At 72.1% G+C, this 13,003-nt stretch carries 14 protein-coding genes; 3 read left to right on the plus strand and 11 right to left on the minus strand.

From position 1 onward, the window contains the following. Nucleotides 1-22 precede the first annotated feature (22 nt). From rnc to fakA, 8 genes are all read right to left on the minus strand, one after another. The gene (rnc, locus tag FHS38_RS31575; RefSeq protein ID WP_184739458.1) at nucleotides 23-868 is read right to left on the minus strand and encodes a ribonuclease III; all 846 of its coding nucleotides are present in this window, start codon (nucleotides 866-868) and stop codon (nucleotides 23-25) included. 19 nt (nucleotides 869-887) lie between these two features. Next, nucleotides 888-1,061, minus strand: a complete 174-nt coding sequence (gene rpmF / locus FHS38_RS31580) for a 50S ribosomal protein L32 (RefSeq protein ID WP_030087884.1) — start codon at nucleotides 1,059-1,061, stop codon at nucleotides 888-890. Nucleotides 1,062-1,063: 2 nt separating this feature from the next. Further along, nucleotides 1,064-1,657: a YceD family protein gene (locus tag FHS38_RS31585; RefSeq protein ID WP_184739460.1), complete on the minus strand. Its 594-nt coding sequence runs from the start codon at nucleotides 1,655-1,657 to the stop codon at nucleotides 1,064-1,066. A 273-nt stretch (nucleotides 1,658-1,930) separates the two neighbouring features. Further along, nucleotides 1,931-2,998 carry a F0F1 ATP synthase subunit B gene (locus FHS38_RS31590; protein ID WP_184739522.1) on the minus strand — a complete coding sequence of 356 codons (1,068 nt, stop codon included), beginning with the start codon at nucleotides 2,996-2,998 and terminating at the stop codon, nucleotides 1,931-1,933. 111 nt (nucleotides 2,999-3,109) lie between these two features. Continuing rightward, a complete protein-coding gene (gene coaD / locus FHS38_RS31595; RefSeq protein ID WP_184739524.1) occupies nucleotides 3,110-3,589 on the minus strand; it encodes a pantetheine-phosphate adenylyltransferase in 480 nt (159 codons plus the stop codon). A 26-nt stretch (nucleotides 3,590-3,615) separates the two neighbouring features. After that, entirely contained in the window at nucleotides 3,616-4,215 is a 600-nt protein-coding gene (rsmD, locus tag FHS38_RS31600; protein WP_184739462.1) for a 16S rRNA (guanine(966)-N(2))-methyltransferase RsmD, read from the minus strand. Nucleotides 4,216-4,402: 187 nt separating this feature from the next. Further along, complete coding sequence (gene recG, locus FHS38_RS31605) at nucleotides 4,403-6,565, minus strand: ATP-dependent DNA helicase RecG (protein WP_229822833.1); 2,163 nt, start codon at nucleotides 6,563-6,565, stop codon at nucleotides 4,403-4,405. Nucleotides 6,566-6,715: 150 nt separating this feature from the next. Beyond that, nucleotides 6,716-8,377, minus strand: a complete 1,662-nt coding sequence (gene fakA, locus FHS38_RS31610) for a fatty acid kinase ATP-binding subunit FakA (RefSeq protein WP_229822831.1) — start codon at nucleotides 8,375-8,377, stop codon at nucleotides 6,716-6,718. Nucleotides 8,378-8,691: 314 nt separating this feature from the next. Here fakA and rpmB point away from each other — a divergent pair, with 314 nt between their 5' ends. After that, nucleotides 8,692-8,877 carry a 50S ribosomal protein L28 gene (gene rpmB / locus FHS38_RS31615; protein WP_078645170.1) on the plus strand — a complete coding sequence of 62 codons (186 nt, stop codon included), beginning with the start codon at nucleotides 8,692-8,694 and terminating at the stop codon, nucleotides 8,875-8,877. A gap of 183 nt (nucleotides 8,878-9,060) precedes the next feature. Here the strand turns inward: rpmB and thiD are convergent, their stop codons facing one another. Together thiD and FHS38_RS31625 are read right to left on the minus strand one after the other, a co-directional pair. Continuing rightward, nucleotides 9,061-9,873, minus strand: a complete 813-nt coding sequence (gene thiD, locus FHS38_RS31620; protein ID WP_184739468.1) for a bifunctional hydroxymethylpyrimidine kinase/phosphomethylpyrimidine kinase — start codon at nucleotides 9,871-9,873, stop codon at nucleotides 9,061-9,063. 26 nt (nucleotides 9,874-9,899) lie between these two features. After that, nucleotides 9,900-10,871 (minus strand): thiamine-phosphate kinase, encoded by a 972-nt coding sequence (locus FHS38_RS31625; protein ID WP_184739470.1) that lies wholly within the window; start codon nucleotides 10,869-10,871, stop codon nucleotides 9,900-9,902. 146 nt (nucleotides 10,872-11,017) lie between these two features. Between FHS38_RS31625 and FHS38_RS31630 the strand changes: the two genes are divergently transcribed. Then, the gene (locus FHS38_RS31630) at nucleotides 11,018-11,251 is read left to right on the plus strand and encodes an Lrp/AsnC family transcriptional regulator (RefSeq protein ID WP_130880113.1); all 234 of its coding nucleotides are present in this window, start codon (nucleotides 11,018-11,020) and stop codon (nucleotides 11,249-11,251) included. Between the two features lie 20 nt (nucleotides 11,252-11,271). After that, a complete protein-coding gene (locus FHS38_RS31635) occupies nucleotides 11,272-11,775 on the plus strand; it encodes a DUF3515 domain-containing protein (protein WP_184739472.1) in 504 nt (167 codons plus the stop codon). A 53-nt stretch (nucleotides 11,776-11,828) separates the two neighbouring features. Here the strand turns inward: FHS38_RS31635 and FHS38_RS31640 are convergent, their stop codons facing one another. Further along, complete coding sequence (locus FHS38_RS31640; RefSeq protein WP_184739474.1) at nucleotides 11,829-12,983, minus strand: D-alanine--D-alanine ligase family protein; 1,155 nt, start codon at nucleotides 12,981-12,983, stop codon at nucleotides 11,829-11,831. Between the last annotated feature and the right edge of the window lie 20 nt (nucleotides 12,984-13,003).

Below are 13,003 nucleotides of genomic sequence, written 5' to 3' on the forward strand. Positions count from 1 at the left end.
GTAGCGTCGCGGGGCGGCGCTTTCAGTGCGAAGCGCCCTGCGCGCCGTCCGTGGCGGGCTCGGCCGCCACGCCGTCGGCGGGCGTCTCGTCCACCGGGGCGGGGGCGGCCTTGGCCGCCGCCTGGGCGGCCGAGGCGCGAGCCTCCGCCGCTTCGTGGATGGCGCGCCAGGCGGATTCCGCCGCCTGCTGCTCCGCTTCCTTCTTGCTGCGGCCGGTGCCGGTGCCGTACGCGACACCACCGACGCGGGCAGCAGCCGTGAAGGTCTTCTCGTGGTCGGGACCCGTCTCGGAGACCAGGTATTCGGGAACGCCCAGCCCCTCCGTCGCGGTCAGCTCCTGGAGGCTGGTCTTCCAGTCCAGGCCGGCCCCGAGATTCGAGGACTTCTCGATCAGCGGGTCGAAAAGCCGGTGCACCAGTTCGGCGGCGGCTTCGAGGCCCTGGTCGAGATAGACCGCACCGATCACCGCTTCCAGGGTGTCGGCGAGGATGGACGCCTTGTCCCGGCCGCCCGTGCCCTCTTCACCGCGGCCGAGCCGGATGAAGGAACCGAGTTCAAGGCCGCGACCGACCTCCGCCAGCGCACGCGAGTTGACCACCGCGGCCCGCAACTTGGCCAGCTGGCCTTCGGGCAGGTCGGGGTGGATGCGGTACAGCGTGTCCGTGACCACCAGGCCGAGCACGGAATCCCCGAGGAATTCCAGCCGCTCGTTGGTGGGCAGACCGCCGTTCTCGTATGCGAAGGAACGGTGGGTCAGTGCACGCACCAGAAGGGCGGTCTCGAGTCTGTACCCGAGCCGCCCTTCCAGAAGCGTGTGAGACGAGGCCGTGTCCGCCGGCGCCTTCTTCGGCGTAATGGCGTCTGACATGAAGCCTGTCACCCGCCGATCAGACCTCGAGGACCTGGCGCTTGTTGTAGGTGCCGCAGCTGGGGCACGCGATGTGCTGCAGCTTCGGCTCGTGGCAGCTAGCGCATGCCACCAGGGTGGGGACCGCAGCCTTCCACTGCGACCGGCGGTGGCGCGTGTTGCTGCGCGACATCTTCCGCTTCGGAACAGCCACGGCTACTTCTCCTGTGAGTCATCCCCGCCGGAGCGGGGTGCGTTGTCCATCTCGCCGTCCTGGTTGGACCCGGCGAGGCCCTGCAGTGCCGCCCAACGAATGTCGACGGACTCGTGGTGGTGGTCCAGGTCGTCCGCCAGTCGCGCGCCGCACTCGGCGCACAGACCCGGGCAGTCTTCCTGGCACACCGGCTGCAGCGGCAGTGCGAGCACCACCGCGTCACGCAGCACGGGTTCGAGGTCGAACAGGTCGCCCTCGAGGAAGAGCATGTCCTCCTCTTCCTCGGCGTCGTCGCCGGTGTCCGCGGGGCGGCTCCGGTCGTCGGCGTCGGGGTAGGAGAACATCTCCTGGAAGTCCACTTCGAGCTCACGCTCGAGCGGCTCCAGACACCTTACGCACTCCCCTGTCAGCGGTGCACGGGCGGTGCCTGTGACAAGCACCCCTTCCATGACCGACTCCAGTCGGAGGTCGAGCTCCACGGTCGCGCCCTCGGCAACCCCGATGACCTCGATGCCGAGGTCCTTGGGGGCCGGAATGGAGCGGGAGACCCTCTTCAGCGCACCGGGACGCCGACCCAGCTCGCGTGTGTCGAACACGAGAGGGGCACGGTGATCGAGGCGGGTGTTCAGGGCTTCCTGCTTTCTACACTGCGGCGACGGCGGCCCGACGCTGAATGCGCTGAGGGCAGCCGAGATCGCGAACGTACACGCGACCGAAGAGCCAGGATACTGGACGGGCCGCCGTAGACCCAATCCGCACCTATGGGGAGCGGTCGGGCCGCCGACGGGCGGCACCCGGCCCGGGCCAGGTCGAACCTGGCGGACGGAACCGGTCCGGTTTCACCCTACGGGGGACGCGACGGCCGGGCGTCAGCGGCCCTGCTCGTACCGCCGGAGCTGGTCGAGGTCGATCATGCTCGTGTCGAAGAGACTCGTCTCGTCGAGCGCACCACCGCCCTGCTGCGGCACCGACGGCTGCGGCGAGGCCTGCGCGGGCGCGTAACCGCCGTGCGGGTCATAGCCCGGCTGGCCGGTGCCCTGGGGGGCCCAGGCGTACGGGTCCTGCTGGTAGCCGCCGTGGGCCGCGTACGGGTCCGCCTGGTGGGTGTAGTGCTGCTGGTACTCGTACGGGTCCTGCTGGGCGTAGCCGCCCACGGGCGCGTAGTAGTCCTGCTGGGGCGGCGCGGGGGCCGGGACGGCCGGCGCCTGGGGGGCGGCCAGCTCGGAGAGGAAGTCGGCGTCGCTGGTGTGGTGACCGCCGGGCAGGCTGTCCTGGGCGGCCATGTGGGCGCCCAGCTCGTCGGCCGGCCGGGCCCCGAGCAGCTTCTCGCGGCCCTTGCCGACGGCTTCGAGCGTCTTGGCCAGCACCGCGGCGACCGCGCCGAGCTTGGCGTCCACGTAGGCGTCGGCGTTCGTCCGCTGGGTCTGGGGGTCGGCGCTGCGCTCGGGGGCGTCCTCGGCGAGGCCGCCGGAGGAGCCGAACCCGGCGTCGTCCGCGTGGCCGAGCAGCTTCTCGCGGCCTCGGTCGACGGAACCGATGGTCTTGGTGAGGACGACCTCGAAGTTGGCGAGCTTGCTGTCGACGTAGTCGTCGGCCTCCGCGCGGATCTCGTCGGCCTCCCGACGGGCCTCCGCGAGGATGCGGTCGGCCTCCTCCTGGGACTGCCGGGCGACCTCGGTGTCGGAGATCAGCGAGCCGCGATGGGCGCGCGCGGACTCGATGATCCGCTCGGCCTCCTCGCGCGCGTCCGCGACGAGCTGCTCCCGGCCGCCGATCAGCTCCCGCGCCTGGGCGAGGGAGCCGGGCAGGGCGGCCCGCACCTCTTCGAGCAGGGCGAGCAGCTCGGCCCGGTTGACCACACAGGAGGCCGACATGGGCATGGACCGGGCGCCGGAGACGGTCGCGACGATCTCGTCGAGCTTCTTCTGCACGTCCACCTTGGCGCTCGCCACTCTCTTTTGACGGATGGGCACGAACGGGGACGACTGTACGGCCAGTGGCCCCCGCTCGACACCCACCGGCGGCGCGTCACCGGTACGGCCGGTACGTCAGCGCTGGGCGAGCCGCTCGGTGAGGGATTCCAGCACCAGCGGCGGCACCAGGTGGGAGACGTCGCCACCCCATGCCGCCACCTCTTTGACGAGGCTGGAGGAGAGGAAGCTGTAGGTGGGGTTGGTGGGGACGAAGAGGGTCTCCACGCCCGAGAGCCCGTTGTTCATCTGGGCCATCTGGAGCTCGTAGTCGAAGTCGCTGACCGCCCGCAGCCCCTTGACGATGGCGGGGATGTCGCGCTGCTTGCAGAAGTCCACGAGCAGGCCGTGGAAGGACTCCACCCGCACATTGCCGTACTCGGCGGTGACCTGGCGGAGCAGCTCTATCCGCTCCTCGACGGTGAACAGTCCCTTCTTGGACTGGTTCACCATCACTGCGACGTGCACGACGTCGTACAGCCTGGAAGCTCGGGCGATGATGTCGAGATGACCATTGGTGACGGGGTCGAACGACCCCGGACAGACGGCGCGGCGCAACGGTGGTTCCTCGCTCTCCGGTCCATTCATGACGTGCACGGAGCCGGGTCGGCGGTGCTCGTCGAGGCGGCGCGACCGTACCAAAGCGTCCCCTCCCCGTAGCGACGGGCCCTCAGGGCCTCGAAGCCGTCCGGCCAGGGAAATTCCCCACCCCTGGTGCTTCTCTCCACAGTGACCAGCGCGTCGTCCGCGAGCCACCCCCGAGTGCGCAGTGTGAGGAGGATCTCGCACAATTCGGCGTCGGTGACGGCGTAGGGCGGGTCGAGGAAGACCACGTCGTACGGGCTCTGCGGCGCGGCACCGGCGACGACCTGCTCGGCCTTGCCACTGCGGACCTCGGCGCCGGGCAGCCCGACCGCACGGACGTTGTCCCGGATGGTGCGGACCGCACGGGCGTCGGCCTCCACCAGCAGGGTGTGCTCGGCGCCCCGTGAGAGCGCCTCCAGACCGACGGCGCCCGAGCCGCCGTAGAGGTCCAGGACCCGGCTGCCCTCCAGGGGGCCGTGCAGCGACTCCCAGGTGGAGAACAGGCCCTCGCGCGCCCGGTCGGAGGTCGGGCGGGTGCCATTGCCCGGCGGCACGGCCAGGCGGCGTCCGCCGGCGGTGCCGGCGATCACGCGGGTCATGGGGTCCTCGGTCCTTCGCGGTGGGGTGACGGGGCTGACGGGTGACGGACCGCCGCGGTGAGCAGCGGGCCCGCCCCATCAGCCTATGGCGTCGGTGGTGCCCCGGCCCTGCCCGGTGACCCGGGCGCCACTCGCCGGGGCCCCTCGGCCCTTCGCCGGCGCTTGCCCCTCCCTGGTCGGCCCCTTGTCAGCCCTTGTCGAGATAGCGCTCCCGCTCCTTGTCCAGCAGGGCGTCCAACGCGGTCCGCAGCTCGGGCAGCCGCTCCAGCTCGGGGTCGGCGGTGACGATCGCGGTGGCCTCCTCGCGGGCGGCCGCGATGACCTCCTCGTCGTCGATGACCGTGAGCATCCGCAGCGACGAGCGGACGCCGGACTGCGCCTGGCCGAGCACATCGCCCTCGCGGCGCTGCTCCAGGTCGATCCGGGACAGCTCGAAGCCGTCCAGCGTGCCGGCGACGGCGGTCAGCCGGGCTCGCGCGGGGCTCGCCTCGGACGCCTCGCTGACCAGCAGGCAGAGCCCGGGGGCGGAGCCGCGGCCGACGCGGCCGCGCAGCTGGTGCAGCTGGGAGACGCCGAACCGGTCCGCGTCCATGATCACCATGACGGTGGAGTTCGGGACGTTCACGCCGACCTCGATGACGGTCGTCGCGACCAGGACGTCCACCTCGCCCGCGGCGAAGCGGCGCATGACGTCGTCCTTCGCCTCGGGCTGCATCCGCCCGTGCAGCACCTCCACGCGCAGCCCGCCGAGCGGCCCCTTGGCGAGCTGCTCGGCGATGTCCAGGACCGCGAGCGGCGGTCGCTTCTCCGCCTCCGGCTCCTCGGCGGCCGCCTTCTTCTTCGGGGTGTCGCCCTCTCCCTGGGGCTCGTCCCCCAGGGTGTCGCCGATGCGCGGACACACCACGTACGCCTGATGTCCGCCCTCGACCTCCTCGCGCACCCGCTCCCAGGTGCGCGCCAGGAAGTGCGGCTTGTCCTTGGCGGGCACGACGTGGGTGGCGATGGGCGACCGGCCGGCGGGGAGCTGGTCGAGGACCGAGGTCTCCAGGTCGCCGAAGACGGTCATGGCGACGGTCCGCGGGATCGGGGTCGCGGTCATCACCAGCAGGTGCGGGGGCTGCTTGCCCTTGGAGCGCAGGGCGTCGCGCTGCTCGACGCCGAACCGGTGCTGCTCGTCCACGACCACCAGGCCGAGGTCGTGGAACTGGACCTTGTCCTCGATCAGCGCGTGCGTGCCGATGACGATCCCGGCCTCGCCGGTGACGAGGTCGAGCAGCGCGTGCCGGCGCGCGGCCGCGCCCATGGAGCCGGTGAGCAGCACGACCTTGGTGCCCTGCTCGGCGCCGCCGAGCATGCCGCCCTCGGCCAGCTCGCCCATCATCTCGGTGATCGACCGGTGGTGCTGCTGGGCGAGCACCTCGGTGGGGGCGAGCATCGCGGCCTGGCCGCCCGCGTCCACGACGCCGAGCATGGCGCGCAGGGCGACCATCGTCTTCCCCGAGCCGACCTCGCCCTGGAGGAGGCGGTGCATGGGGTGCTCGGTGGCCAGGTCGTCGAAGATCTCCGCCGAGACCGTCCGCTGTCCGTCGGTCAGCGTGAAGGGCAGCTTCGCGTCGAAGGCGTCGAGCAGGCCGCCCGCCACGGGCTTGCGGGCCACGGCCGGGAGCTGGGCGTCGGTGTGGCGCCGGCGGGCGAGGGCGACCTGGAGCACGAAGGCCTCGTCCCACTTCAGCCGGGCCCGGGCGTCCTCGATGTCGGCCTTCGAAGCCGGCCGGTGGACCTTGCGGAACGCGTCCGCGAGGGGGGACAGGCCGCGTCCGTCGCGCAGCGCGGGGGGCAGCGGGTCGACGATGCCCTGCCAGGCGTCCGCCTCGAAGAGGTCCAGCAGGGTGTCGACGGCCTTGGTGAGCTTCCAGGACTGGAACTGCTTGCACGCCGGGTAGATCGGCAGCAGCCGCCCGGCGAAGGACTCGGCGGCGTCCGCGCCGCTCTCGCGGTCCAGGAGTTCGTAGTCGGGGTGGAGCAGCTGCCGGGTGCGGTTGAAGACCGAGACCTTGCCCGCGAACATGCCGCGGCGGCCGGGCAGCAGCTCCTTCTCCCGCGCGTAGGCGCCGCGGCCGAAGAAGACCAGGGTCAACGAGCCGCTGCCGTCGGTGACCACGACCTCCAGGCGGACGCCCTTGCCGTGGTTGAAGGTCTTCATGGCGGCCTTGGCCACCTGGGCGACGACCGTGGCGTGCTCGTCGAGCGGCAGGTCGGCGAGCCGGGTCAGCTCGCCGCGCTCGGCGTAGCGGCGCGGGTAGTGGTGCAGCAGGTCGCCGACCGTGTGCAGGTCGAGGTGCTCGGCCATCACCTTCGCGGTGTTGCCGCCGAGGATTTTCTTCAGGGGTTCATCGAGCGCGGGCACGCGACCATTGGACACCACCCCACTGACATCGCGGCGGCACGTCCGAGGAGTCGGGAGCTCCGGGGTGTCGTGCCCCTGCTCGTCGGGGTCGGCTCACTCCACCCCGATGAGCAGGGGCGCGGACTGCTGCCCGCCCCGGTAGACCACGGTGTCCACGGCCAGGTGACCGCCGCGTACGTGCCGTTCCAGGCGGTCCGCGACGGCGTCGGGGACGTCCGCGCCGAGGACGAGGGTGACCATCTCGCCGCCCGCCGCGAGCATGCGGTCCAGGACGGTCTCGGCGGTGGCGGCCAGCTCCGCGCCGATGACGGCCACGTCGCCGTCGATCAGGCCGAGCACGTCCCCGGCCTGGCAGACGCCGGCCATGGTCCAGGACTGCCGCTCGGCGACGGCCAGTTCGGCGTAGCGGGTGGCGCCGGCGGCGGCGGTCATGGCCACGACGTCCTCGTCGAAGCGCCGGCCGGGTTCGTGGACGGCGAGGGCCGCGATGCCCTGGACCGCGGAGCGGGTGGGGATGAGGGCGACGCGGACGCCCTCGGTGCGTGCCTGTTCGGCGGCCGCGGCGGCGGTCTGCCGCAGTTCGGCGTCGTTGGGCAGCAGGACCACCTCGCGCGCGTGGGCGCGCCGGATCGCCTCGACCAGTTCCTCGCCGGCGGGCTGCTGCCCCGGCCGGGTCGCGACGACCGTCGCCCCGGCCTCGGCGCACAGCCCGGCCAGTCCCTCGCCGGGTACGACCGCGACGACGGCCCGCTGGGCGCGCTCGCGGGTGCGCGTCCGCTCCTCCTGGGCCGCTCCGAAGTGGGTGATCCGGATCCGGTAGGGCCGGCCGGCCTCGACGCCGGCCTCCACGGCGGCCCCGGCGTCGTCGACGTGCACGTGGACGTTCCACAGTCCGTCCCCGCCGACGACGACGAGCGATTCACCGAGGGCGTCGAGCCGGGTGCGCAGCCGTGCGACGGCGGCGTCGTCCGCCTCCAGCAGGTAGATCACCTCGTAGGAGGGTTCGGCGCCGTCTCCGAGGTCGGCGGAGCAGCTCTCGGTCCGCCACGCGCGCGTGGCGGACGTTTCGGCGACGGCGTCACCCTGGGCGGGCTGTCCCGTCGTCTCCCCCGCCAGCGCCCGCGTCAGCGCGCCCAGCACCTCGACCAGGCCGAGTCCGCCCGCGTCCACGACCCCGGCGCGGCCGAGGACCTCCAGCTGTCCGGGGGTGGCCGCGAGGGCGGTGCGGGCCGCGTCGTACGCGGCCCGGGCCACGGCGGCGCCGTCGCCCGGGGCGTGCGCGGCCCCGTCGGCGGCGGCCGCCGCGACCGTCAGGACCGTGCCCTCCACGGGCCGGGCCACGCCCTCGTAGGCGGACTCCACCGCGCGCCGCAGGGCCCGCCGCAGCCGCTCGGCGTCGTCGGTGCGGGGCGAGGTCCCGGCGTCGCCCGTCAGGACCTCCGCCATGCCGCGCAGCAGCTGCGCGAGGATCGTCCCGGAGTTGCCGCGCGCTCCTATCAGCGCGCCGTGCGCCATGGCCCGGACGGTGTCGGGGAAGGCGGGGGGCGACGCGGGCTCCGTCGTGGCGTGGCCGTGGAAGACGTCGTCGACGGCGCGGGCGGCTGATTCGACGGTCAGGTAGAGGTTGGTGCCGGTGTCGCCGTCCGCGACCGGATAGACGTTGATCGCGTCGATCTCCTCGCGGGCCCGGCCGAGCGCGTCGAGTGCCAGGGCGCACCAGGCACGCACCGCGTCGGCGTCCAGCTTGTGCGACACCTGTGTCCTCCTCGGACTCCTGGGGGCTGTGGCAATGCTGGGCAGGTTAGTCCGTGGGGTGGCCCGATGGGACCCTGACCAGCCGGGTCGGGGTTCCGTCGGGGCCGGAGCGGGCGGCCCGGGGCGGCCGGGCGGGTGCGGGGGCGTTCGTGGTAGTTTCGTTGAACGGGAGCGGCCGTTGTATGCTGCTCCGGTTGCCTGATGAGAATCAGGCCATCCCTTCCTGGCACTGCCGGTCATCGACTTCCTTCAGACTTCGATCTCGGCTTGCCGGGATTTCACCGTAAGAGCATCTGAAGTCTTTGGAGTGACCCGTGGCTGCCAACTGCGACGTCTGCGGCAAGGGGCCGGGCTTCGGCAACGCTATTTCGCACTCGCACCGCCGTACCCCCCGCCGTTGGAACCCCAACATCCAGCGGGTGCGTGCAGTGGTCGGGAGCACGCCGAAGCGGCTCAACGTCTGCACCTCGTGCATCAAGGCCGGCAAGGTCTCGCGCTAGCGAGTGGTCCTCCCCGCGCAAGCGGGGGTGAGCCGGTCTCGCAATGACGTTTACGTCGTGGCGCAGCCCCCTCCGGTTGCCTGAAATACCGGTCCATCTCACGATGGGCCGGTTTTTCGCATGTCCGGGGACCTTTCGCGTACGGAACACCCCGGAGGGGCCCCGCACGCTGCTGTGTCCTTGTCAGCCCCGTCGGTCCCGGAACCGCCACCCGTGGTCCACCGGTCCGATGCCGCCGCCGAGCGGGAAGCCGGCCGCGATGGCGCCGGTGACGTAGTCCTTGGCGTCGGCCACCGCCTCCGGCACCGAGCGTCCCTGCGCCAGTCGCGCCGCGATGGCGCTCGCCAGGGTGCAGCCGGTGCCGTGGGTGTGGCGGTTGTCGTGGCGCACGGCCCGCAGCCAGTGTTCCTCGGTGCCGTCGGTCAGCAGGTCGACGGCGTCACCCGCCAGATGACCGCCCTTGATCAGCGCCCAGCGCGGCCCGTAGGAGAGCACCGCGTCGGCCGCCCGCCGCAGATCGGCCTCCGTGCTCACGCGTACACCGGTGAGCCAGGCGACCTCGTCCAGATTGGGGGTGGCGACCGTGGCGGTCGGCAGCAGCTTCGTACGGACCGCGTCGAGCGCGGAGGCGGCGAGCAGCGCGTCGCCGTGCTTGGAGACGCCCACCGGGTCGACGACCACGGGTGCCCCGTACCGGGCGCCGACCTCGGCGAGCAGTCCCGCGACGGTCTCCACCAGTTCCACCGAGGCGAGCATGCCGGTCTTGACGGCCTGGACGCCGATGTCGTCGACCACACTGCGGAACTGGGCCCGTACGGCCTCGGCCGGCAGCTCCCACGCCCCCTGGACGCCCCGGGAGTTCTGGGCGGTGACGGCGGTGAGCACGCTCATGCCGTGCACGCCGAGGGCGAGCATCGTCTTCAGATCGGCCTGGATGCCCGCACCGCCGCCGGAGTCGGAGCCGGCGACGGTCAGGACGCGTGGAGGTATGCCCATGGGGCCGAATCTACAGGCCCCCTCCGCTACTCCTCGGGCTCCATGTCGCCGAAGTGGTCCCAGCCGCCCGCCTTGTCCCACGGGGCACCGTCGACGGTCACCTGCGGCAGGGCGGAGGGGTTGACCACCTCGCCGATCACCTTCCAGCGGGCGGGGAGCTTCACGTCCGGCGGGAAGGTCGCCACGATCGCGTGGTCCTCTCCCCCGGTCAGCACCCACTGCAACGGGTCGACGCCGACGGCCTGCCCGATGTCGGACATCTGCGTCGGTACGTCGATCGCGGCCGTGCGCAGATCGATGCGGACCTTGCTGGCCTCGGCGATGTGCCCGAGGTCGGCGATGAGGCCGTCGCTGATGTCGGTCATCGCGGTGGCGCCGAGGGCGGCCGCCGCGGGGCCGGCGTGGTACGGCGGCTCGGGCCGCCGGTGGGCCTCGACGAAGGCCCGCGGGGAGCGGAAGCCGCGGGAGAGCACCGCGTGCCCGGCCGCGGACCAGCCCAGCCAGCCCGTGACGGCGACGACGTCGCCCGCCTGGGCGCCGGACCGGGTGACCGGCTCGTGGTTGCGCAGATCGCCCAGCGCCGTGATGGCGACGGTGATCGTCTCGCCGCGCACCACGTCCCCGCCGACCACGGCCGCGCCCGCGACCTGACACTCGTCGCGGATGCCGTCCATCAGCTCGGTCGGCCAGGTGACGGGAAGTTCGGCGGGCACGACGAGGCCGAGCAGGATCGCGGTGGGCACCGCGCCCATGGCGGCGATGTCGGCGAGGTTCTGCGCCGCGGCCTTGCGCCCGACGTCGTAGGCGGTGGACCAGTCGCGGCGGAAGTGCCGCCCTTCCAGGAGTACGTCCGTGCTGGCCACGACCCTCCGGTCGGGGGCTGCGACCACCGCGGCATCGTCACCCGGCCCGAGTCGGACCGCCGGGGTGGTGGTGAGCCGGGAAGTAAGCTCTCTGATGAGCCCGAACTCCCCCAACTCGCCCACGGTGCCTTTCACTGAGCTCCTCCTCGGAGTGTCGGTTGCCCTGTTCGTGACGTGTCCCGCGCCGCGCAGGCCGCGCGGGTCTCCCCGCACCGTGCGACGACGCGGTACCGTGGCGTCTCTTCTCCCCACATGATCCTCGAAGCCGCCCTGGAGGTTCCGTGGTACAGGCGTACATCCTGATCCAGACCGAGGTCGGCAAAGCGTCGACCGTGGCCGAAGTCATCGCAAAGATCCCGGGGGTGATCCAGGCCGAGGACGTGACCGGACCGTACGACGTCATCGTGCGCGCCCAGGCCGACACCGTGGACGAACTCGGCCGGATGGTGGTCGCGAAGGTGCAGCAGGTGGACGGCATCACCCGCACACTGACCTGCCCGGTCGTCCATCTGTAGCTCCCCCGTATGCTCGGCCGGTGAAGTCATCGCTCCGCCGGCCCCTCGGCCTGTCCGCTGTCGCCGTGCTGTGCGCGGCCGTTGGCTGCTCATCCACGGACGACGCGGCGGGCCTTGCGGTTCCCACGCCCTCGGCGCGGGAGGCCAAGCTCTGCCGGGCACTGCACGAGGAACTGCCCGAAACCGTGGACGGGCACGAGCGGCGTGCCGCCGAACCCGTCTCGGACTTCACGGCCGTGTGGGGCACGCCCGCGATCGCGCTGCGGTGCGGGGTGGGCCGCCCCAAGATCCTTACGCCCGGCTCCGAACACTACAACCCCACCGCGGACTCGGTGGAGATCGACGGCGTCGGGTGGCTGCCGGAAAGACAGCCGGACGGCAGCATCCGCTGCACGACCACGCTGCGGACGGCGTGGGTGGAGGTCACCCTGCCGAAGAAATACGTCGGCGACGCCGGCGACGTCAGTGCGCTCACCGACTTCGCCGACGCCGTCAAGAAGACGATTCCCGAGGGCGTCGTCTGAGAATGCGGGCCGAGCGGGCCGGTCGTCCCACGACCGGCCCGCTTCGTGTGTCGTCAGCGCAGGCCGGTCGAGCGGCGCAGCGCCGCCTGGACGAGCCGGTCCACCAGTTCCTGGTAGCCGACGCCGCTCTCCTGCCACATCCGCGGGTACATGGAGATGGGCGTGAAGCCCGGCATGGTGTTGATCTCGTTGATCACGAACTCGCCGTCCTCGGTGAGGAAGAAGTCCGCGCGGACCAGTCCCTCGCAGGAGGTGGCCTCGAAGGCCTGGACGGCCAGCTCCTGGATCCGGGCGGTCTGCTCCTCGCTCAGCGGCGCGGGCACGATGCCGGCGGCCGAGTCGATGTACTTGGCCTCGAAGTCGTAGAAGTCGTGGGCCGTGACCGGGGGGATCTCGGCGGGCAGGCTCGCGCGCGGCCCGTCCTCGAATTCCAGCACGCCGCACTCGATCTCGCGGCCGCTCAGCAGCGACTCGACGATGATCTTCGGGTCGTGGCGCTGTGCCTCGGCGATCGCCTCGTCCAGGCCGGCGACGTCGTCGACCTTGGTGATGCCCATGGAGGAGCCGGCGCGGGCGGGCTTGATGAAGACGGGCCAGCCGTGCTCGCCGGCGAAGTCCACGATCTTCTTCCGGGCGGCGGCCGGGTCGGCCTGCCACTCACGGGGCCGCACGACCTCGTAGGGGCCGACGGGCAGTCCGAAGGAGATGAAGACGCGCTTCATGTACTCCTTGTCCTGGCCCACGGCCGAGGCGAGCACGCCCGCTCCGACGTAGGGGATCCCGGCCAGCTCCAGCATGCCCTGCAGGGTGCCGTCCTCGCCGTAGGGGCCGTGCAGCACGGGGAAGACGACGTCGACCTCGCCCAGCGCCTTGGGCATGGCGCCCGGCTCGGTGTAGACGACCTCGCGGTCGGCGAGGTCGACCGGCAGCACGACGGTGCCGTCGAGGGACTGGGCCAGCCCCTCGACGCTCGGCAGTGCGCGGTCGGTGATCGCCATCCGCTCGGGGTCGTCGGCGGTGAGCGCCCAACGGCCGTCGGTGGTAATGCCGATCGGCAGCACGTCGTACTTCGTGCGGTCGATCGCGCGCAGCACCGCGCCGGCGGTGACGACGGAGATCGCGTGCTCGGAACTGCGACCGCCGAACACGACCGCGACTCGCGGCTTCCGGCTCCGGTCAGGGCTGTGGGAGGAGGTCTCGCTGCTCATATCGCGTCGAGAGTACCTCG

Origin of the sequence: Streptomyces netropsis (assembly GCF_014203545.1) — a bacterium.
In the GTDB taxonomy this organism is placed as follows: domain Bacteria; phylum Actinomycetota; class Actinomycetes; order Streptomycetales; family Streptomycetaceae; genus Streptomyces; species Streptomyces netropsis.

Coding starts and splice junctions, on each gene's coding strand:
- FHS38_RS31640 (WP_184739474.1), bottom strand. CDS start 12,983: ATGAGCAGCGAGACCTCCTCCCACAGCCCTGACCGGAGCCGGAAGCCG.
- thiD (WP_184739468.1), bottom strand. CDS start 9,873: ATGGGCATACCTCCACGCGTCCTGACCGTCGCCGGCTCCGACTCCGGC.
- recG (WP_229822833.1), bottom strand. CDS start 6,565: ATGGCCGAGCACCTCGACCTGCACACGGTCGGCGACCTGCTGCACCAC.
- rnc (WP_184739458.1), bottom strand. CDS start 868: ATGTCAGACGCCATTACGCCGAAGAAGGCGCCGGCGGACACGGCCTCG.
- rsmD (WP_184739462.1), bottom strand. CDS start 4,215: ATGACCCGCGTGATCGCCGGCACCGCCGGCGGACGCCGCCTGGCCGTG.